Below are 18,866 nucleotides of genomic sequence, written 5' to 3'. Positions count from 1 at the left end.
ATTATTAAGTTATCCGCGATAACTTATATCAAGTAATAATTATTATCAAATGAAACCTACAACCATTCTTAATAAGTAGGGGGAAACATACGCTTCAAAGGCCGCCGCCACTGATAAAGCCGCTCCCATACAAAGTAATAAGAGTGTATAACGAAGGAATTGCGGAAAAACTGGTTGATAAACCTTTTTTGCAAATTGTTGACGAAGCATTTTTAAACAAAATGAAACACTCGCAGTGCCAACGATAATAAAGGCAGGTACTAACAGAAGGTTCTGAGGAAGAACAGATACCATCGCCAATAAAAATCCTTGAAAGCCCATTTGATTTACTAGAAAGCCAACCGTAAAACCTACTACGACGCCTTTAAGAAATAAAAGGACTAAGATGATCGGGAGTCCTATTAGCGATAATCCAAGAATCCACATTAACGCAAAATATTTGCCGTAATGTGCATAGCTTTGACTGAAAATCTCTTTTGAACCTGCAATTCTGCCATCCTGGACCTGAACAAAAAATTGGCTAAGGTACATATATAGATCATTCTTTTGAGTAAGATTTAAGCTATTAACAATGATAGCTCCAAAAACGATGCCTATTAAAAACAGAACGGTTGTAAATAAATAAATCGTTTTATTTTCTTCAACATGAGCAATAATACGATCCTTGTGCCCGCGAGTTTTCATCGATTGGCCTCCTCATTCTCTCACCTTGTCTAGATTATGAGGACAGGCCTGTTGTTATGACTGGTTTCTTGCTTGTTTTAATTGAAGATACATAACGGCATATGCTGTTTTGGCATCATGAATCGTTTGGTCTGCCATGTATGTAGCCGCTACGTTAAGATCGACTTCCTCGATCTCAACAAACTCATCATCATCAGGTTGGGCATCTCCTTTTATTAACCCTGTGGCTTCATATAGATAAATAATTTCGTCAGCAAAGCCTGGTGACGTATAAAAAGAAGTTACGAGCGAAAGCCCTTCAGCAGTATAGCCCGTTTCCTCTCTCAATTCTCTTGCTGCTGTTTTGATTGGCTCTTCTCCTGGATCAATTTTGCCTGCAGGTATTTCTAAAATGGTTTTCTCAAGCGGCTTACGAAATTGTTTGACTAACACGAGCTTGTCTTCATCTGTAACAGCAATAACAGCGACAGCACCTGGGTGTTTCACAAGCTCTCTCTTACTTTCATGACCGTTTGGCAACTTTACTGTATCTACTTGTAAATCGATTACTTTCCCTTCAAATATCTTCTCTGTTGCAATTGTTTTTTCTTCAAATAATGTCATGGTGCACACTCCTTTGGTCTACTTGTATTAAATCCCACATAAAAGTGTACCATACGTGAGAGAATGGAGAGATACTATGAATATTCATGTACACGAACAAGGTGTATTACTCGTCGGGAAAGCTTGGGAAGTTAAGGCTAGGCTTAAGCAACAGCTAAAAAAACAAGAATTTGTGTCTGAGTGGGTTCAAGAGGTTTTTCCTTGCACACAAAAGCAAGCTGCCTCAAGTATCGCTTCAAAAAAAAGTGGATCATCCGCATATCCACGCCCCATCGTTGTAAGGTCTTCTAATTGTAACAATACCCGATTGAGTAATGATGAATCAGATCGCTGAGTCGAATAATGGACGTGGTGTTTCGTTAACTTTGATTCACTTAATTGTGATTTAACTAGTTTCATTTGAGCTGAATCAAGATAAGGAAAAGGTAGAATGCTTGGAGCATATGTGAGTGTACAAAGAGGCGTTACCGTGTGATGACTTAACCCATAGTGGCGGTGACGACGATCAGCAAAAGATAAACGAGGAATCCATACAGGCTTACCATCTAAAGCACCGACAGTATTCGCCCAGCCCGCCATGTCTACAGCAGAATTACCATATACAGTACCAGTACCAACAACGCCTGGTCCTACAGATATCATAATCAAGTCTGCTTGCAAGGACTGTGATGCAAATTGTAATGCAGATGGTAGACTTACCGCCTCAAATTCTCCACCAAAAGATTGTCCGATCGTTATCGAATGAAACCATGTCTCTTTTTTTAATGTTCGTACATGATGACTCGTATCTAATAATAAGGATGCTGTATCATCAAAGATCACACAGCAGCTAAGACTTTGGTTCATTTCTTTTGCCACATAACAAGCTAGCGGAACCATACTATGCAGTTCTCCCAACAAAACCTTTTTTCCATTAAGGGAGAACGGTTGTTGAAAAAGAGCATGATGAGGACTAGCTGGTTCTTCAACGGTCATAACAGATTGTTGCAGCGGAGTGTAGCGAAGCCTCATAATATGCCCTTTCGTCTCTTGGGCTACAAGTCTACTTGCTAATACCTCTTTAACAACATCGTATCCTCCTGTACCTAGTGCTAGCTCTGTCGCCGTTGTATTTACTTTAATATACGTTCCTTTTGATACAGCTGGGGTAAAGCGCTTTTGTACGATGGCCGGATATTTGGTATCAATCGTCGCAAGAAGTTGTACATCTTTATCTTCATATGTCACTTCTAACACTCTTGTCCACCTTTCAGTGTTCATGAGCTACCCTCCCTCCTATCAATTGTTTAATAGAGGTGTAATTTTCTCTTCCAACATTTCGTATGTTACTTCTCCTTCAATTCTTTCAACAATCGTTTGATCCGAGTCAATCACAAACGTCGTCGGCATTCCCCTGATCTGGTACAATTGAAAAAACGCTCCTTCTTTATCAAGGAAAACAGGAAGTGTCACGTTTTGCTCCTCAATAAACTCCTCTGTATGCGCTTGTACTCTTTCATATTTTTGAGCGTTCACAGTATGTACAGACAATCCTTCATCACGATAATCTTCTTCAAGGTCCATTAAGTCTGGCAACTCTCTTACACAAGGTTCACACCAAGTAGCCCAAATATTTAAGATGGTCACTTCTTGATCACCAGAAAAAACATTTACTGAATCCTCGCCACCAAACAAATCAAGTTCAATGGATTCTGCTTGCATTCCTTCATCAATTCCAATTTGAGTCTCGTTCCCATTCATTAAATTTATAATTAGAAGGACAGCAGCTAGGCCTATCCCGACAGTTAAAATAATTAGGCTAACATTTCTCTTCATAAGAAAACGCTCCAATTCATAGATATAAAGTTAAGTATATAAGCTGGTTTTATAATGAGCAAGAAAACATTAAAACGCTTACTCTTTCAAAAGCCCTTCCCGAACGATTAATAGTTTGCTAGAATGAAGCAGTTAGACATATGTAACCTATAAAAATTTAAACATTCGACAGTTAATGGAAAGGAATCTACTCATGACAATATTTGAAGCGATTATTTTGGGATTGGTTCAAGGGATCACTGAATTCCTCCCCATTTCAAGTTCTGCCCATCTAGTGATTACACAAATGCTTTTTAATATTTCATTTCCTGGCTTTGGATTTGAAATCTTATTACACGTTGGTTCTGTCCTAGCGGTTATTATTTATTATCGTAAAGACCTTATCGACTTGCTAACGGGATTCTTTCTTTATATCAAGAATCGATCAAGTGAACATAAAGTTAGCTTTTGGTTCTCTATTTACATACTAGTTGCTACATTTATCACAGGTGTCGCAGGGATTTTATTTGAGGGATATATCTCAACAGCACTAAAAGGTCCAACGATGATCGCCATCTCGTTAACGATGACAGGGATCTTCTTAATTATTATTGAACGGGTTGTGAAAACAGGAAACCGAACAGAAAAAGATATGACACTATTTGACTCTGTCCTTATCGGGATTGGACAATCGCTCGCTTTGATACCTGGACTCTCACGTTCTGGAACGACATTAGTTGTTGGTATGTTTGCTGGACTAAGTAAGGAAACGGCCGTTAGATATTCGTTCCTTCTATCCATTCCAGTTATTCTAGGTTCGACTGTTCTAGCTGTTAAAGATTTACTCAATGGCGAACTTCTTGCGGTCACTGGTGTCTTTCCACTTATCGTAGCTATAATCGTTACATTTATCTCATCACTACTTGGAATTGTATGGTTTATTAACTTCTTGAAGAAAAGCAAACTTATCTACTTCGCTATCTATTGCTTTATTCTTGCATTGTTCGTCTTTATCTTTTTAGGGGACGTTGATCCAGATCTATTCTAAGAATGTAAAAAGAGCTTCTACCAGTTGAATCACTGGCAGAAGCTCTTTTATTTATGCGTTCTCGGTATTCTTTTTCTTTTTCAAATACTTTTCTCGACGCTTTTTCATCGCCTTTGTTATATATCCGCCCTTGAAGCTTCGTGGTTCAAACGAAACAATAAACGCCGCAGGCTCAAAATCACTCACTACTCGTATAAATTCTTTTTCACGATCCCGTCGTGCTGTACAATCAAGCTGATAACGGGTAGAGCTCATTCCTTCTACTGCAGAAGTAGATACACTAAAACCTAGCTCTCGTAATCGATCAATTAGCTCTTGGTTTCGTGTGGGAATATTTACTTCTAGGGTGACATATCCTATTGCCAGCTTCTCTTCAATAATGGCTCCTATATAAAGTCCTACAGCAAAGCCAAGTGCATAAGCAACCATATTTAAATAATTACTCAAATCACTAAAAACCAAGCCAAGTGCCAATACATAAACCAAACCTTCGAGCATACCCATAGCTGCTGCACGCTCTTTCATTCCTTTAACCATCATAATGGTTCGAAGGGTTAGAACAGGTACATATGCTAGCTGCACAATAAAAACTAATAAAGCTGATAACATGTAAACACCCTTTCTTTATCCATACAACTATCGTAGTGTAACAGGAAAGATGGGGAAAAACTAGCATGATTTTTTGTTATGTTCTCTAGTTTTTCTCCCAATGGTGTTTACAATAATTAACGCTTAAATTTCACTGTTAGATGAGGGGTAATACCAGCTTGCAACGCTCCAGCTGGTTCGGATGTAACACTATCTAATTCCTCATGGTTTGTCACAACAATTGGAATCAGTGTGCTTGCTGCTTTTTCCTTCACTAATTCAAGGTCGTAGTCAACCAGTGCATCCCCTACTCCTACCGTGTCTCCTGCCTTCACGTGAGCTGTAAATCCTTCTCCGTCCATTCCCACGGTCTCTAATCCAATATGAATAAGAATTTCAGCTCCACCCACTGTACGAATTCCTATCGCATGTTTCGTTGGGAAGACTTGCAAAATTTCGCCAGCTACAGGAGAAACGACATGACCATCTGTTGGTTCAATCGCTGCACCTTCTCCGATCATTTTTTGACTGAACGTTGGATCTGGTACATCCTCAATTGAAACCCATGTCCCGTTTGACACAGCTACAATGATTTCCTCAGTTGGTTTGTCTTGCTCTTCTTTTTTGTCTAATCCAAATAATTTCTTAAACATTTTAAAAACACTCCCTTTAATTCTCATTGCATAAGTATAGTCTTACCTTTTCCTCATTATTAGTGTACACCATCAAGATGCCCATGCCTAATAATTACCCATGTTCACACATTTGGGCTCGCTAGCCCACGCTCATTTTCACACATCACATAGTATACAGTAGGTTACAACAAAGGAGTGTTGACAATGGGATATGGTAATGAGAGTGGTTTTGCGTTTATCGTCGTTCTTTTCATTCTTTTGGTCATCGTTGGCTCAGCATATAGCTACTAAGCCAATCTAAACATAAGGATCCCACTGTCGCCTAGGCAATAGTGGGATCTTCTTTTTTTAAACGGTAGCTGTTTGTTTAGCATGTTTTCTTGATGGCGATAATAATCGCTCAAACCAACCCATAATGACGTCTGCTAGAATAGCCATTAGTGCCGTTGGAATCGCACCAGCTAAAATAATAGCCGTACCATCTGTAGCATTTGTTCCCCTAATGACAATATCTCCAAGTCCTCCTGCACCAATAAATGTTCCTATGGTCGCAATACCAATTGAAAAGACTAGGGCGGTTCTAAGTCCTGCCATAATAACCGATAAAGCGAGTGGAAGCTCTAACATATACAGAAGCTGCCACTTGGTCATTCCCATCGCTTTTCCTGATTCAACAAGCGCTTGATCTACATTTCTTATGCCCGTATAAGTATTTCTCAGAATCGGTAGTAATGAATATAGGAATAAAGCTAGTACAACCGTATTTGCTCCTAATCCAAGAACAAGCATTAACACAGCAAGCATTGCTAATGCTGGAATGGTTTGAATGACATTTGTGATGTTTAATACAATTCCACTTAATCTGCTATACCGAGCAATAAAGATACCCAGTGGAATGGAAACAAGTGCTGCGAAGAATACTCCATAAGCAGACATCAAAAAATGCCGTGTAAACTCTGTCCATACATACCCACTATTTTGCGAGTAATAAGTCAACAATTCCCTTAATGTCTCCATTTATTCTACCTCCTCATTAAAGAAATCATGTTCCTCTAAAAATTCACTTGCAACAATAGCAGGTTCTTTCATTAAACCATCTGATTCATAATTTAGTTCCTGCATGGTTTCTGTATCGATTTTATCAACAAGCCTGTTTAAAACAGACTCTAACTCTGGATGATCACGTAACAACTGGTTATCTGCAACCAATGACGTGTCATACGGAGGAAAGAACTGTTGATCATCTTCTAATACCTTCAGATCGTAAGCAGCAATACGTCCATCCGTGGTGTAAGCAAGAACCGCATCCATCCGGTCGCTTGCTAAAGCATCATATACAAGCCCAATCTGCATTGGTGCGATATTGTCGAAGCCAAAATAAGTCTCTTGGAAACCTCCATATCCATCTCCTGCTCGATTAATCCAAGATGTATCTACACCAACGCGCAGTTCGCCTGCCAAATCTTCAAGATCACTTATCGTTTCCAATCCTTCTTGCTCAGCTAACTCTTGTGTCACAGTAATAGCATAAGAGTTCGCAAATCCGTAAGAGTCAAACCACGTTTGATCATAGCGTTCCGTGAATTCAGTTTGTACAACGTCTAATGCTTCATCAGGATCCATGACAGGCTCCAAATTAAGAGCACCTGCTATATCTGTTCCTGTATATCGTGTTGCTGCTATGTCTACATCTCCGTTCATCATCGCTTGATGCATGACTATCGATGAACCTAAATTATTGATCATTTCAACTTGCAAATCTGTATTTTCTTCAATCAGATCTTTTACCATATTACCTATAATCATTGACTCCGTTGTATTTAATGAACCAATCTTCACTGTTTCACCAGACGGTCCGCTTAGTCCTGGCAATGAACAGCCTGATAATACAACAATCCCAGTCAACGATAATACCATCGCTGCTCTTGTCTTCATATTATGTGACTCCTCCTGCTATGCTGTCTTTTCACTATCTCTAATACCTTTTGGTGTAACTAACTTTTCAATTCTGCCAAAGATAATATCTGTTAATAAGGCTAGAATTGTTACAGGAATCGCTCCTCCAATGATAAATGCCGCATCGTAGAGATTTAAACCACTAAAGATAAAATCACCCAACCCGCCAGCACCTATAAATGATGCCAAGGCTGCCCATCCAATTAGATAAACAGATGACACTCGGATTCCTGCCATAATGACAGGTGAAGCTAATGGTAGCTCAATTCCCTTAATACGTTCCCATGTAGTCATACCCATACCGCGACCAGCTTCAATCAAGCTATCATCAACATCTTTTACACTTGTATACGTGTTACGTAAAATCGGTAAAACAGAATATATAAACAAGGCAAGAACCGCAGGCACTGTTCCAATTCCTAAAAATGGTATGAAAAATGCAAGAATTGCTAAACTTGGGATCGTTTGCATCACACTGACGATTCCGATTACCCATTGGGCTACTCGAGGAACCCTAGTTAATGCAATGCCTAATGGAATTGCAACAATAATTCCTAATATCACAGCTAAGTAGGAAATGTAGATGTGCTCCCAGGTTTTTAGAAGTAGCTCACTTCCATTCGCTTGTAAAAACTCGGTTACTGCATTCATCTTTTATACCTCCACCTGTTCTGCCTGTGATTCTTCGTCACCCCAAATGGAATCGTACACCATATCTACAAGGCTTGCTCTCGTAACAATTCCCACTAAATGACCACTCTCTGTTACAACAGGTGCATAATTCACGCCTCGTTTAAGCAAACGTTGAATCGTATCTCTTAATAGTGAATGTTCCTCCACTTTATATAAGCTAGGTTTAATTAGCGTATCAATTGAATCAAGGGAGCGATTACGATCGATCGCTTCAAGATCGATATACCCTTTTAGCAAACCTGATTCATCTGTTACTAATAATGAATCTACACGTGCTTCTTTCATGACTCTTAATGCAGTAGCAGGTGTTTGTTTTCCAGTGATTGAGATTGGATTTTTGCTCATGACTTGTGAAATTGTTTGTACATTTGGTCTTCCTTGAAGCAATCTTTCTTTTCCAATGAAATCTTCAACAAATTCATTTGCTGGATTTCTTAAAATCTCTTCTGGAGAATCAACTTGAACAATCTTTCCATCCTTCATAATGACAATACGATCTGCTAATTTGATTGCCTCGTCCATATCGTGTGTGACAAAAACAATGGTTTTATCCAAAGATCTTTGAAGTCGCTTGAACTCTTCTTGAAGAGCATCACGAGTAATCGGATCTAATGCACCAAAAGGCTCGTCCATTAAAATAAGTGGTGGATTCGCAGCAAGTGCACGTAATACACCAATTCGTTGTTGTTGACCTCCACTTAATTCATGCGGATAACGATCAAGAAATTCTTTTGGCATTTCAACCAACTCTAATAATTCCTCTGCCCTTTTATCCTTTTCAGTTGAAGTCCACTTTAATAAACGCGGAACTAGCGAGATGTTTTCCCCAATCGTCATATGTGGGAATAAACCAATTTGCTGAATGACATAGCCGATTTTTCTTCTAAGCTTAACGGCATCCTGCTTTAACATATCTTCATCATTTACTAATATACGACCACTTGTTGGTTCTATCAGTCGATTGATCATTTTCATAGTTGTGGTTTTTCCACATCCACTTGGACCAATAATACAAATAAATTCACCTTTCTTAATATCCAGTGAAAAATTATCTACAGCTATTTTTCCACCTTTATACTTTTTGGTAACTTCTTCAATACGTAACATTCAATAGCACCTCCGAATAATCTAACAAGATTCATTATAAACTATCTACAATAAAAAGTTTATAAAAAGTTTATAATGTATGAAATTATTTTTTTTTTGGCTTTGATACTTCTTTTACTGAAAAAAATATGTTACATTATCTCTGACAACAACTGAATGAGGTGCGCGAGAATGGAAGGGTCTTCCTCTATCTTCTTACAAAAAATTGAAGAGCAGTATATCGAAGGTATTGCAGATAACATGCGGACATACGGTGTTTCGGCCACTGTTGGACGTGTATTAGGTGTTATCTATACAAATCGAAAGCCGATGACGCTAGAAGAACTTTCAGCTGAAACCGGTATGAGTAAAACAAGAATGAGTCAAGTCGTACGAGAAATGATTGATTTAAACATCGCCAGCAAGGTATATGAAAAAGGCTTCAGAAAAGATTTGTATAATGTCGAGGAAGATTATTATCAAACCTTCATCTCACTTTTCACCTCAAATTGGCAAAAGGTTATTCAAAAAAACAAAACGATTGGTAAACGTCTAGCCAATCAATTAACTAAAGAGCTAGAAAATGGAGAATTAACTCCAGAGACTGAGCAAGAGCTAAATGTTTGGTTAGATGAAACGAAACAATGGATGCACTATTACCAATGGCTTGATCAACTTGTTGATTTCTTTGAAAGCGGAGAGATTTTCAAGCACGTTCCTAAACCTGAATAATTCGCATAGCTAACCCCGCCACTCATTCTGGCGGGGTTGTTTATTTTATGACTCATGAACATTAAGCGCAATCTTAGCATATCGAGACATCATACTTTTAGACCAAGGTGGGTTCCAAACGATATCAACGGCTACCTCACCAATGTCTCCGACTTCCTGCAACTCTTTTAATGAATCTTTGACAGATTGATTAATCTCTCCTGCAAGTGGACAGCCCATCGCGGTTAGTGTCATCACAACAGTGACGTTATCTTTATCATCTAGCTGAATCTCATAGACAAGTCCAAGATTAACAATATCGACACCAAGCTCAGGATCAATGACATTTTCAAGCTGACCCATTACTTGATCTTTCGTTTGTTGTTTTTCAATTTCTTGACTCACGTTCATCACCTCACATCTATACGTTTCCCTAATTTCAAAAAATCAAACCAATCTTAATGTTCATAGATCATTTTTCGGGTCATTCCTCCATCTATTGTTAGATTTTCTCCTGTAATAAATGTATTTTGGGGATCACTTAGAAACAAACAAGCACGAGCTATGTCTGCGGGTTCGCCCACTCTTTTCGAGAAATGCTGAGAATGATCAATCGATCTTAGTTCTTGAGTATCCCCTGTATGGATCCAGCCTGGGCTAATACTATTCACTTGAATTCCATCCTCTTGCAAAGATGCAGCAAGCGCGTGAGTAAGAGAGACAATGGCCCCCTTAGAAGCAGCGTACGCTTCTGAATTCGGTTCAGACATTTGCGCTCTTGTTGATGCCATATTAATGATAGATCCACCAGTTTGGTGTTTTTTCATATACTTTGTAGCTTCTCGACTACATACAAATGTTCCTCTAGCATTTGTGTTTAGCACCTTGTCCCACTCCTCAATGCTGAGCTCCAATGGCGAAATCCATTTAGAGATTCCAGCATTATTGATGCACACGTCAATGCGGCCATATGTCTCATCAATCCATTCCATCATGTGTATGACTTGCTCAACATTAGACACGTCACACGTATAGGCACATGCTTCCCCTCCTGCTTCAACAATTTGTTTTTGAGATCGTTCTGCGTGCTCCTGATTAATATCTGACACGATGACCTTGTCACCTTTTGCTGCGAACGCAAATGCCACTTCAGCACCAATTCCATTGCCTGCTCCAGTAACAAGCACAACTCGGTTATTCATAGCCATTCCTCCTTCACTCATTGTACAATGAGGATATTCTATACTTATTTTAGTGGGTCATCAGGAGGTTGTCATGTTCAAGCACTTTGATCAATTGCTTTTTCGTTTTTTTGTTTTCTGGTACGGTTGTGGGTTAATTCTGCTCACCTTCGATATTCTTCCACCTAGTTTAGAGTGGGCTAATGCTGTCTTTTTAGTGCTCACGGGTGTATTAGGTGCTGTGTTTCTAATTCGTCAATATGGTGCACCTATCGGCTCAATCCTTTCTTTATTAATTGTCATCATTACCTTTGTAATTGAAGGGGCTGGGGTGCACTATGGCATTCTTTTCGGTGATTATTACTACAATCCAGACTTTGGTTTAATCTTATTTGAGGTTCCTTTTACAATTGGAGCAGCATGGTTAATGGTCATTTCTACTACTCATGTGCTAGCTAGAGCTTATTCATGGCGTATATCGAACAAACTGTTGGAATGGCTCACATACTCATTCGTTGGATCAATTGCTGCCGTTGTGATGGATATCGTTTTAGATCCCGTTGCCTTTCAAGTAAAAGAGTATTGGGTATGGACTGCTGGTGGCTTTTATTATGATATTCCGTTATCTAACTTTGTCGGCTGGTTTGTCTTAGCTTTTATATTACATACGGTTGTTTTTATTACTCTTCAGCTAACGAAAAGATGGACTGGTTATGTCCACCCCTATTGGCAGCCTAGAATGGTATGGCTATATCTCATGGTTTTAGTTATGTTTCTTGTCTTAGCTATCACTCACGGATTATGGTTAGCTGTTAGTATCTCAACATTACTTAGTATTCTATTGTTTAGTGGCTATGCTAAATGGAAGGAAAATCCTTCTTTATGATAAAAGCGAAGAAAGATCAGATCTTCAGCAGAGCGTTCCACCTTTACAACACCTATTGGTTATTAAAACGCTCTTTTTCAACCATTTATCTTAAAGGATCTTTCAACCAGGACTCTTCCGCCTTAGTTTTAGTGAATCATTCAAGCTGGTGGGATGGTCTGGTCACATTTTATTTAACGGAGACAATTTGTCCATTTGACAGTTACGCAATGATGAGCGAAGAGGGTATGAAAAAGTTTCCTTTTTTCAGGCGGATAGGGGCTTTTTCTGTAAACGCAGCTTCATCTCGATCGGTTATAGAAACTCTTCACTATTCAACCAACTTATTAGCCAATCAAAAGGCTGTTTGGATGTTTCCACAAGGCGCTGAGCAGCCATTAGAAAAAAGGCCTCTTGAATTCCAATCAGGATCAGCTTATTTATCGCTCAAAGTTCCGAGTACACCGGTGTATATCGTCACGTACTACTACACGATGTCCCATGAACAAAAACCTCGTCTGTATATTGAAATCAGCTCACCAATAGATCCAGCTGATCTATCTAACCAGACTCGTCAGGATGTGACAACGATGCTTGAAACAAAGATGACTCATCAACTTGAGCAGCAACGAACGTCTATCGCCACTTCATCTCTCTCTGGGTATTCAGAGCTTTTATCGGGAAATCGATCTGTTAGCGATTGGTTTGGCTTTCTATCTGGTTCAAAAAAATGATGATATTTGTTTATGTTCTTATCACACTTCTTGTTTGTCAGTTTATTTGGGTAGGACTAAATCAACATTTTATGCCAAAGCTTCATCAAAGGACTTCCATTCAACATGCTCCTCTTGTTTCAATCCTTATTCCACTACGAAACGAGGAAGCGCATGTGGAAGCGTTAATCGATAATTTAGCGAAGCTGTCTTATACCAACCTTGAATATGTTTTTTTAGATGATCATTCAACCGATCGTACGGGTGAATTACTCAAGCTTCATCAAAAGAAGGTAACAACTAGTAGAATCGTGCACGGAGAACCCCTTCCAAAAGATTGGGTAGGAAAAGTATTCGCTTGTCACCAATTAAGCAAGCAAGCGAATGGGGAATACCTTCTTTTTCTAGATGCAGATGTTAGATTGCAGCCTAATACAATTGACGTAGCATTAGGGTTACTCCACAAGCAGCAAGCAGGTCTTCTCTCGGGCTTTCCAAGATTCCCAGTCAAAGGTCTTTTAGCTAGTTTGCTTGTGCCTATGCAACATGTATTAATCTATCTTCATCTGCCCCTCTATCTTGCTAATTACACGAGGCTTCCCGCAGCAAGTGCAGCACACGGAAGCTTTATGTTATTTGATGCGGAGATCTATCGCTCATTTGGTGGTCACCAAGCAGTCAAGCATTCACTTGTTGAAGATGTCCACCTTACTAGAGCCGTAAAACGATCTGGAGCTCGAGCGTGTCTGGCTAACATTACAGATTTCGTCAGCTGCTTCATGTACCAGAGCAATCAAGATGTATGGCGCGGCTTCTCTAAAAATGCCTTTCCTGGCATTGGACGTTCTTACGTGTTAGCGGCTTTTGTGATTGTATTCTATAGCCTTGTATTTGTACTTCCCTTGCCATTTATTTGGTTTGCCTTCTCATTACATTGGCTGTTTGCACTGCCTCTTGTTCTTAGTGTTTCAATTCGCTTAATGATTGATCGAATGTCGAATCAGAAAAAATGGATTGGATTCCTCATGCCCTTTTCAGCTCTAGCTTTTATCTGTATTCTTATTCGTTCGATGTATCTCGCGATAACCAAAACAGGATTCACTTGGAAAGGACGCTCTTATTCATGAAATCAATTGTTATTATCGGGGGAGGCTTAGCTGGGCTCAGCTCTGCGATCTCCCTTGCCTCTAAAGGGTTTAACGTAAAATTGTATGAGAAAAATAGTCATCTGGGAGGTAAGATGCGTCGCTATCAGGTCGGCAATGCATCCTTCGACTTTGGTCCCAACACAATGACCATGCCCGAGGTTTTTAATCGGGTCATTCGTGAATCAGGAGCTGAGCCAGAGGATTATTTTAGATTTAAGAGACTCGATACACATACACGGAATCATTTTGCCGATGGAACCTATCTAGATATGACAGCCGACCAGGAGCAAATGAAACAGAACCTTTCTGCATTTGGTATCACTGCGTCTATGTATGATCGCTATCTACATGAAGTCAACCACTTATACAAATTGTCTACAAACCATTTCTTCCCACGAACCTTTACAAACTGGACGGATTATTTGTCACCTTCATTATCTAAAGCTCTTCTACAGGTGCATCCACTTCTATCCTTAGATGCATTTCATCGACGTTTTTTTCAACATGCTAATATTGTACAAATGCTCAATCGATATGCTACCTATATCGGTTCATCACCATTTCTCACACCAGCAACATTTTCAATGATTGCATACCTGGAATTGATACAAGGTGTTTATTATGTTGAAGGTGGAAATCCAACCATTGCGGAGGGCTTCTCAAAACGAGCTCTCGAGCTTGGTGTAGAGCTACACTGCAATATGGAAGTGGTTCGCATCCAGACAGAAGATAAACGAGCAAAAGGTGTTGAACTCTCGGACGGTTCCTTAGTCTCTTGTAACCATGTCATCATAAATGGTGATTTATTAAAAGTATTTCCAGATCTTGTTGAAGAAAAGAGTAGACCGTCCTTTACTGACCAAAAGCGAGACAAGCTTGAACCATCTATCTCCGCTTTTGTCATCCTTGCTTCACTTAATACACGTATGTCTGAACTCATTCACCACCAAGTTTATTTCAGCTCTAATTACCAACGGGAGTTTGATGAGCAATTTTCTCAAAAGAAATACAGCGAACATCCCACTATCTATATTAGTAATTCTTCTTATACAGATGCCTCTGTATCACCTGATGGCGATAATTTGTTTATCCTTGTGAATGCACCCGCCTTGAACAAGCAAGGGGATGATGCCATAGACCTTGAAAGTTACAAACGACATATCTATAACGTATTAACATCCTATGGTCTTGATCTGACTCCGCATATCATTGAGGACCAAATTATCACACCTAGTGACATTGAAAACGATTATTACGCTTATCGTGGCGCTCTATATGGCGTATCTGCCAATACCAAAAAAACCGCATTTCTTCGCCCAGCGAACCGGGCACGCGATCTAACAAACGTTTATTTTGTTGGCGGATCGACACATCCCGGAGGCGGCTCACCCATGGTTGTACTAAGCGGACTAAACGTAGCTGAGCTAGTGAGCAATATAATGTAACAAAGAAGCTCCCTCCTTTTACAAGGGGGAGCCTCTTTATTATTGAAAATTTCTTTGAATTATTTTCTTCCATGTTTTAGAGAAAATCTCTTCTTCTGATTCATATGCTATAACGACATTCTCAAGGTAAAAATGATTTTCATCTGCAGTCATCACGCTAAAGGTTTCTAATCGAGTTTGCCATTCCTCTCGGCCCACTGTTAAAGTCCACTCACACGACGCTTTTGCTGACAACGGATCGCCTTCTTTAATTGAATACGTATTACGATTGGTACTCCCGTATTCTACCCCATTCTTTACGATCTTCCTTGCTCCCTCATCTGAGAAATCGTCTAGAATCCATTCCTTCGTTAGTAGATCATAATGAATCGTTCGACTTCTACTTTCGTCTCTCAAAATCTCTTTTTCAGCTACTGGAGCGGCTTCAGGAGCTTGAAAAGGCCAGTGATCTTCTTCGTCTTCATTTATAGGTCTAATCGGAAGGGTCAGCTTCGTTTTTTCACCAGTTATCACATTTAGTGTCACTGGTTTTTTAGATGGCCATGCATGTGGCCAATAAGTTGGTGATAAAGAAACCTGAAGTCGATGTCCAGCTGGTATTCTCTGTCCTATTGCATTTAATTGGACATCCGCTGTATATACGGTTCCTGGTACAAGCTCTTTAGGGAATTCATGACCGTCGAGGTGGTTCAAATTGAGCATACCCCAACTTACTAACGTAGATTCACCAGTAGGAGCAATATCGCATAGTCGAACTGCCAATAATGCATCCGGTTGATCGGAGCTGAATTCTACCTCCATCTTTGGAAATCCTAGTAGCTCTAAGTCCTCCGACAATGGATTTGTCGTAAATGACACCGAAAGGCCATCTTCCATTCTTTGATCTGACGCCAAATCACCCGGTTGTCCAAATGGGCACCAAACACCACTATATAAACCATGCTGCTGAACACTTGAGACAGAAACTGAGCTTTTCTTCTCTGCAGATTCTGACAATGTAGATTCACCTAGATAGTACTCTTTATTTATGCCAGATTGTGGAGGCCAAACCTCTTCTTCCACCCATCGTCCTGGTCGTTCATCATAATCAACGTCTGGTGGAACGCTATCCTGCATCCAAGCGCGAAGAAGAGGCTCATCCATGATGCCTGTGTCTTCATCCTTCAGCCACTGATCCCACCAGCGTAAGCATTCCTGCAAAAATCCAATAGAAGGTCCTGGTACGGCAACCTCTGGATACTCATGAGCCCAAGGTCCAATTAAGCCTTTTTTCGGTCCGTTAAGACCCTCTAATAGTCGGAATATCGCATTTGTATACCCATCTGTCCATCCGCCTACCGCAAAAACAGGAATATTTATATCGTCGTAATTTTCACAAACAGAACCTTGCTTCCAGTACTCATCTCGATGCTGATGATTCAGCCATTCCTCCACAAATGGTGGTGTATGCTCAAGGCGTTCAAGCCATTTCTTTTTCCACTCATCACCTACATACATCGGATCTGCTGGTCTTGCATTGTAGGCAAGCATTGTGGAAGACCACCAAAGCATGTCAGATGCCAGGATATTTCCACCCATGTAGTGGACATCGTCTGCATATCGATCGTCGGTTGAGCAGAGGGTAATAACTGCTTTTAACTGTTTAGGTTGATGAGATGCAACCTGCAAACCATTAAACCCACCCCAAGACTTTCCGATCATACCCACACGTCCAGTTGACCAATCCTGTTTTTCGATCCATTGCAAAATCTCAAGTGCATCTTCTTGCTCCTGTGGCAGGTATTCATCATATAGAATTCCGTCTGAATCGCCACTTCCTCTCATGTCCACACGAATACTCGCATAGCCATGCCCTGCAAAATAAGGATGTCGAATCGAATCACGTAAAGCTGTAAAATCATTTTTACGATAAGGAAGATATTCAAGAATAGCCGGAACTGGGTTCTGTTCCGCATCCTCAGGCAACCAGATTTTTGCTGATAGTTTGGTCCCATCACTCATTGGAATCCAGACATTCTCAACTTCTCGTACGTTATGAGGAAATTGTTTTTTTATGTGTAACTTAGAATCACGTACATTAAATACCATGAAAATACCTCCAATTGATTGAATTGTTTCGTCTAGTTATTTAGTAGGAAAATCGGTTTTTAACCATCTTATTAATGAGATAGTCAAAAGCAAATAAATAATGACTACAGGCACAGCCACAATAACAGCTGATGTTTGAACCACACGCAGTCCTCCAACACTTAGTAGAGAGATTGAAAGAGCAGCTAAAATTACTCCCCAGACAAGACGATGCCAGCGTGCAGGTTCCTCCCCATCTTTTAATTCTTTTGTTGCTATGGAAGAAAGCACATACGTAGCCGAATCCAATGATGTTGCTAAGAATATAAAAGCAAGGATTAGGAAGAAGAACAAAACAAATGTGCTTAATGGCAATGAGCGCAATACTTCTACAATTACAGCTGTTTCTCCATCATTCGTTAGAATATCAGTTAAGGATAATATTCCGTTTGTCTCAAGATTTAAAGCATACCCACCAAATACAGCGAAGTATAACCAACTACCGACTGATCCCCATAGTAAAATGGAACAAATTAATCCTCTTAGGGTACGTCCCCTAGAAATTCTTGCGACAAATAATCCAATGAATGGTGCCGTTGCAGCAAACCATGCCCAATAAAAGACGGTCCATGTTTGTGGAAACCCACTTTGTCCATTTGGGTCAGTATAGAAGCTCATCTGCATAAAGTTTTGCATCATTAGTCCAAAGCTATTAGTGAAGTTCGATAAAATAAATAACGTTGGTCCTGCAAATAGAACGAATATGGCTAATGCTAAAGCTAGATAGACATTAATGTTACTAAGCTTACTAATTCCCTTATACAATCCTGAATACGCACTTGCACAATAAATAACTGTCCATATTAAAATAATTCCAATACTTAACCCGAGTGACTGCTCTATACCAAATAGGTCACTAATTACTGCAGAAACCATTGGTACACCAAGTCCAAGAGATGTGCCTAGTCCTCCTACTAAACTCCAAATAACAAGTACATCAATAGATTTCCCTATAAAACCGTCCGCATGTTTTCCTAAAACACCGCGACAAGCTGTACTGATCTTGAGAGACTTTTGTTTCTTAACAAAAAACGAGTAGGCAATAACAACGGTTGGTAGTGCATATAAAGCCCAAGCCGATAACCCCCAATGAAACAATCCGTATGTGACTGCCCAATCAGCTGCTTCATTACTCGCTGATTCGATCCCAAAAGGTGGTGCCGTATAATAGTAAATGGGTTCAAGAATGGACCAAAACATAATACTCGTACCCATACCTGCGCAAAATAACATGGCTCCCCAGCTAAAGGTCGAGAACTCAGGTTTCTCTTCTCCTAATCTAATTTTTCCAAACCGACCAAATGCTAGCCATGCTAGAATAATGAACAAAGCAAATGTCATGAACTGAAATAACCAATCTAGTTTGAATGTAATACCTGTCATAATATCATCTAAAATCGGTTCCGCTGTTTCACGGTTTATGACAAGCAAAACCGATGAGACAATGATCACAATGATTGACGCCCAAAAAATAAATGGATCTACCTTAGCCTTTTTCATCTCATCACCCTTTTCGTTTTAATCGCGATCAAAATATAATCATGATTATTTTATAACCGTGATTATGTTATCATAGAAAGGGTGAAGAT

21 protein-coding genes and 1 pseudogene are annotated in these 18,866 nt (G+C 39.7%); 8 read left to right on the top strand and 14 right to left on the bottom strand.

Features of this window, described 5'->3' with window-relative positions; all coding sequences use genetic code 11:
• Positions 1-45: 45 nt before the first annotated feature.
• Positions 46-684 carry a stage II sporulation protein M gene (spoIIM, locus tag J2S05_RS02810; RefSeq protein WP_306979687.1) on the bottom strand — a complete coding sequence of 213 codons (639 nt, stop codon included), beginning with the start codon at positions 682-684 and terminating at the stop codon, positions 46-48.
• A gap of 54 nt (positions 685-738) precedes the next feature.
• Positions 739-1,287 (bottom strand): NUDIX hydrolase, encoded by a 549-nt coding sequence (locus J2S05_RS02805; RefSeq protein WP_306979685.1) that lies wholly within the window; start codon positions 1,285-1,287, stop codon positions 739-741.
• 76 nt (positions 1,288-1,363) lie between these two features.
• Between J2S05_RS02805 and mciZ the strand changes: the two are divergent.
• Positions 1,364-1,462, top strand: a pseudogene (gene mciZ / locus J2S05_RS02800) (Z-ring formation inhibitor MciZ); the annotation flags it as partial.
• Between the two features lie 11 nt (positions 1,463-1,473).
• Here mciZ and J2S05_RS02795 read toward each other — a convergent pair.
• A complete protein-coding gene (locus tag J2S05_RS02795; protein ID WP_306979683.1) occupies positions 1,474-2,547 on the bottom strand; it encodes a DUF3866 family protein in 1,074 nt (357 codons plus the stop codon).
• Between the two features lie 18 nt (positions 2,548-2,565).
• Positions 2,566-3,102: a TlpA family protein disulfide reductase gene (locus J2S05_RS02790; RefSeq protein ID WP_306979681.1), complete on the bottom strand. Its 537-nt coding sequence runs from the start codon at positions 3,100-3,102 to the stop codon at positions 2,566-2,568.
• A gap of 193 nt (positions 3,103-3,295) precedes the next feature.
• On the opposite strand from J2S05_RS02790, the gene J2S05_RS02785 reads away from it, so the two are divergent.
• A complete protein-coding gene (locus J2S05_RS02785) occupies positions 3,296-4,129 on the top strand; it encodes an undecaprenyl-diphosphate phosphatase (protein WP_306979679.1) in 834 nt (277 codons plus the stop codon).
• Between the two features lie 51 nt (positions 4,130-4,180).
• Here the strand turns inward: J2S05_RS02785 and J2S05_RS02780 are convergent, their stop codons facing one another.
• Positions 4,181-4,738 carry a DUF2179 domain-containing protein gene (locus J2S05_RS02780; protein ID WP_306979677.1) on the bottom strand — a complete coding sequence of 186 codons (558 nt, stop codon included), beginning with the start codon at positions 4,736-4,738 and terminating at the stop codon, positions 4,181-4,183.
• A 116-nt stretch (positions 4,739-4,854) separates the two neighbouring features.
• Positions 4,855-5,370 carry a PTS sugar transporter subunit IIA gene (locus J2S05_RS02775; protein WP_306979675.1) on the bottom strand — a complete coding sequence of 172 codons (516 nt, stop codon included), beginning with the start codon at positions 5,368-5,370 and terminating at the stop codon, positions 4,855-4,857.
• Between the two features lie 186 nt (positions 5,371-5,556).
• Here J2S05_RS02775 and J2S05_RS02770 point away from each other — a divergent pair, with 186 nt between their 5' ends.
• A complete protein-coding gene (locus tag J2S05_RS02770; RefSeq protein ID WP_306981073.1) occupies positions 5,557-5,643 on the top strand; it encodes a YjcZ family sporulation protein in 87 nt (28 codons plus the stop codon).
• A gap of 57 nt (positions 5,644-5,700) precedes the next feature.
• Here the strand turns inward: J2S05_RS02770 and J2S05_RS02765 are convergent, their stop codons facing one another.
• From J2S05_RS02765 to J2S05_RS02750, 4 genes are read right to left on the bottom strand one after another with little or no spacing between them, the layout of a single operon-like run.
• Positions 5,701-6,369 (bottom strand): ABC transporter permease, encoded by a 669-nt coding sequence (locus tag J2S05_RS02765; protein ID WP_306979672.1) that lies wholly within the window; start codon positions 6,367-6,369, stop codon positions 5,701-5,703.
• Positions 6,370-7,287 (bottom strand): osmoprotectant ABC transporter substrate-binding protein, encoded by a 918-nt coding sequence (locus J2S05_RS02760; RefSeq protein WP_306979670.1) that lies wholly within the window; start codon positions 7,285-7,287, stop codon positions 6,370-6,372. It abuts the gene before it with no gap.
• Positions 7,288-7,305: 18 nt separating this feature from the next.
• Complete coding sequence (locus J2S05_RS02755) at positions 7,306-7,959, bottom strand: ABC transporter permease (RefSeq protein ID WP_306979668.1); 654 nt, start codon at positions 7,957-7,959, stop codon at positions 7,306-7,308.
• Between the two features lie 3 nt (positions 7,960-7,962).
• Positions 7,963-9,108: a betaine/proline/choline family ABC transporter ATP-binding protein gene (locus J2S05_RS02750; RefSeq protein WP_306979666.1), complete on the bottom strand. Its 1,146-nt coding sequence runs from the start codon at positions 9,106-9,108 to the stop codon at positions 7,963-7,965.
• 171 nt (positions 9,109-9,279) lie between these two features.
• Between J2S05_RS02750 and J2S05_RS02745 the strand changes: the two genes are divergently transcribed.
• Positions 9,280-9,819 carry a GbsR/MarR family transcriptional regulator gene (locus J2S05_RS02745; protein WP_306979664.1) on the top strand — a complete coding sequence of 180 codons (540 nt, stop codon included), beginning with the start codon at positions 9,280-9,282 and terminating at the stop codon, positions 9,817-9,819.
• Positions 9,820-9,864: 45 nt separating this feature from the next.
• Here the strand turns inward: J2S05_RS02745 and J2S05_RS02740 are convergent, their stop codons facing one another.
• Together J2S05_RS02740 and J2S05_RS02735 are read right to left on the bottom strand one after the other, a co-directional pair.
• A complete protein-coding gene (locus tag J2S05_RS02740) occupies positions 9,865-10,209 on the bottom strand; it encodes a metal-sulfur cluster assembly factor (protein WP_306979662.1) in 345 nt (114 codons plus the stop codon).
• Between the two features lie 47 nt (positions 10,210-10,256).
• Positions 10,257-11,006, bottom strand: a complete 750-nt coding sequence (locus J2S05_RS02735) for an SDR family NAD(P)-dependent oxidoreductase (protein WP_306979660.1) — start codon at positions 11,004-11,006, stop codon at positions 10,257-10,259.
• A 67-nt stretch (positions 11,007-11,073) separates the two neighbouring features.
• On the opposite strand from J2S05_RS02735, the gene J2S05_RS02730 reads away from it, so the two are divergent.
• Genes J2S05_RS02730 through J2S05_RS02715 form a run of 4 tightly spaced genes read left to right on the top strand, consistent with a single transcriptional unit; the run spans position 11,074 to position 15,150 of the window.
• Entirely contained in the window at positions 11,074-11,865 is a 792-nt protein-coding gene (locus tag J2S05_RS02730; protein ID WP_306979658.1) for a carotenoid biosynthesis protein, read from the top strand.
• Positions 11,862-12,578 (top strand): lysophospholipid acyltransferase family protein, encoded by a 717-nt coding sequence (locus tag J2S05_RS02725; RefSeq protein ID WP_306979656.1) that lies wholly within the window; start codon positions 11,862-11,864, stop codon positions 12,576-12,578. The genes J2S05_RS02730 and J2S05_RS02725 overlap by 4 nt, the downstream gene beginning before the upstream one ends.
• Positions 12,575-13,684 (top strand): glycosyltransferase family 2 protein, encoded by a 1,110-nt coding sequence (locus J2S05_RS02720; protein WP_306979654.1) that lies wholly within the window; start codon positions 12,575-12,577, stop codon positions 13,682-13,684. Before J2S05_RS02725 ends, J2S05_RS02720 begins: the two co-directional genes overlap by 4 nt.
• Positions 13,681-15,150 carry a phytoene desaturase family protein gene (locus tag J2S05_RS02715; RefSeq protein WP_306979652.1) on the top strand — a complete coding sequence of 490 codons (1,470 nt, stop codon included), beginning with the start codon at positions 13,681-13,683 and terminating at the stop codon, positions 15,148-15,150. Before J2S05_RS02720 ends, J2S05_RS02715 begins: the two co-directional genes overlap by 4 nt.
• Before the next feature lie 39 nt (positions 15,151-15,189).
• Here J2S05_RS02715 and J2S05_RS02710 read toward each other — a convergent pair whose 3' ends face one another.
• Together J2S05_RS02710 and J2S05_RS02705 are read right to left on the bottom strand one after the other, a co-directional pair.
• Complete coding sequence (locus J2S05_RS02710; protein ID WP_306979651.1) at positions 15,190-17,238, bottom strand: CocE/NonD family hydrolase; 2,049 nt, start codon at positions 17,236-17,238, stop codon at positions 15,190-15,192.
• A 36-nt stretch (positions 17,239-17,274) separates the two neighbouring features.
• Positions 17,275-18,777: a BCCT family transporter gene (locus J2S05_RS02705; RefSeq protein WP_306979650.1), complete on the bottom strand. Its 1,503-nt coding sequence runs from the start codon at positions 18,775-18,777 to the stop codon at positions 17,275-17,277.
• Between the last annotated feature and the right edge of the window lie 89 nt (positions 18,778-18,866).

This window comes from Alkalicoccobacillus murimartini, from assembly GCF_030813245.1.
Classification (GTDB): Bacteria; Bacillota; Bacilli; order Bacillales; family Bacillaceae_D; genus Alkalicoccobacillus; species Alkalicoccobacillus murimartini.
The sequence above is the reverse complement of the archived record's forward strand: the minus strand, read 5'-3'. Positions and strand labels throughout refer to the sequence as shown.

Coding starts and splice junctions, on each gene's coding strand:
- J2S05_RS02770 (WP_306981073.1), top strand. CDS start 5,557: ATGGGATATGGTAATGAGAGTGGTTTTGCGTTTATCGTCGTTCTTTTC.
- J2S05_RS02775 (WP_306979675.1), bottom strand. CDS start 5,370: ATGTTTAAGAAATTATTTGGATTAGACAAAAAAGAAGAGCAAGACAAA.
- J2S05_RS02730 (WP_306979658.1), top strand. CDS start 11,074: ATGTTCAAGCACTTTGATCAATTGCTTTTTCGTTTTTTTGTTTTCTGG.
- J2S05_RS02760 (WP_306979670.1), bottom strand. CDS start 7,287: ATGAAGACAAGAGCAGCGATGGTATTATCGTTGACTGGGATTGTTGTA.
- J2S05_RS02795 (WP_306979683.1), bottom strand. CDS start 2,547: ATGAACACTGAAAGGTGGACAAGAGTGTTAGAAGTGACATATGAAGAT.
- J2S05_RS02755 (WP_306979668.1), bottom strand. CDS start 7,959: ATGAATGCAGTAACCGAGTTTTTACAAGCGAATGGAAGTGAGCTACTT.
- J2S05_RS02785 (WP_306979679.1), top strand. CDS start 3,296: ATGACAATATTTGAAGCGATTATTTTGGGATTGGTTCAAGGGATCACT.
- J2S05_RS02715 (WP_306979652.1), top strand. CDS start 13,681: ATGAAATCAATTGTTATTATCGGGGGAGGCTTAGCTGGGCTCAGCTCT.
- J2S05_RS02705 (WP_306979650.1), bottom strand. CDS start 18,777: ATGAAAAAGGCTAAGGTAGATCCATTTATTTTTTGGGCGTCAATCATT.
- J2S05_RS02740 (WP_306979662.1), bottom strand. CDS start 10,209: ATGAACGTGAGTCAAGAAATTGAAAAACAACAAACGAAAGATCAAGTA.
- J2S05_RS02735 (WP_306979660.1), bottom strand. CDS start 11,006: ATGGCTATGAATAACCGAGTTGTGCTTGTTACTGGAGCAGGCAATGGA.
- J2S05_RS02725 (WP_306979656.1), top strand. CDS start 11,862: ATGATAAAAGCGAAGAAAGATCAGATCTTCAGCAGAGCGTTCCACCTT.
- J2S05_RS02790 (WP_306979681.1), bottom strand. CDS start 3,102: ATGAAGAGAAATGTTAGCCTAATTATTTTAACTGTCGGGATAGGCCTA.
- J2S05_RS02765 (WP_306979672.1), bottom strand. CDS start 6,369: ATGGAGACATTAAGGGAATTGTTGACTTATTACTCGCAAAATAGTGGG.
- J2S05_RS02750 (WP_306979666.1), bottom strand. CDS start 9,108: ATGTTACGTATTGAAGAAGTTACCAAAAAGTATAAAGGTGGAAAAATA.
- J2S05_RS02805 (WP_306979685.1), bottom strand. CDS start 1,287: ATGACATTATTTGAAGAAAAAACAATTGCAACAGAGAAGATATTTGAA.
- J2S05_RS02710 (WP_306979651.1), bottom strand. CDS start 17,238: ATGGTATTTAATGTACGTGATTCTAAGTTACACATAAAAAAACAATTT.
- J2S05_RS02745 (WP_306979664.1), top strand. CDS start 9,280: ATGGAAGGGTCTTCCTCTATCTTCTTACAAAAAATTGAAGAGCAGTAT.
- J2S05_RS02780 (WP_306979677.1), bottom strand. CDS start 4,738: ATGTTATCAGCTTTATTAGTTTTTATTGTGCAGCTAGCATATGTACCT.
- J2S05_RS02720 (WP_306979654.1), top strand. CDS start 12,575: ATGATGATATTTGTTTATGTTCTTATCACACTTCTTGTTTGTCAGTTT.
- spoIIM (WP_306979687.1), bottom strand. CDS start 684: ATGAAAACTCGCGGGCACAAGGATCGTATTATTGCTCATGTTGAAGAA.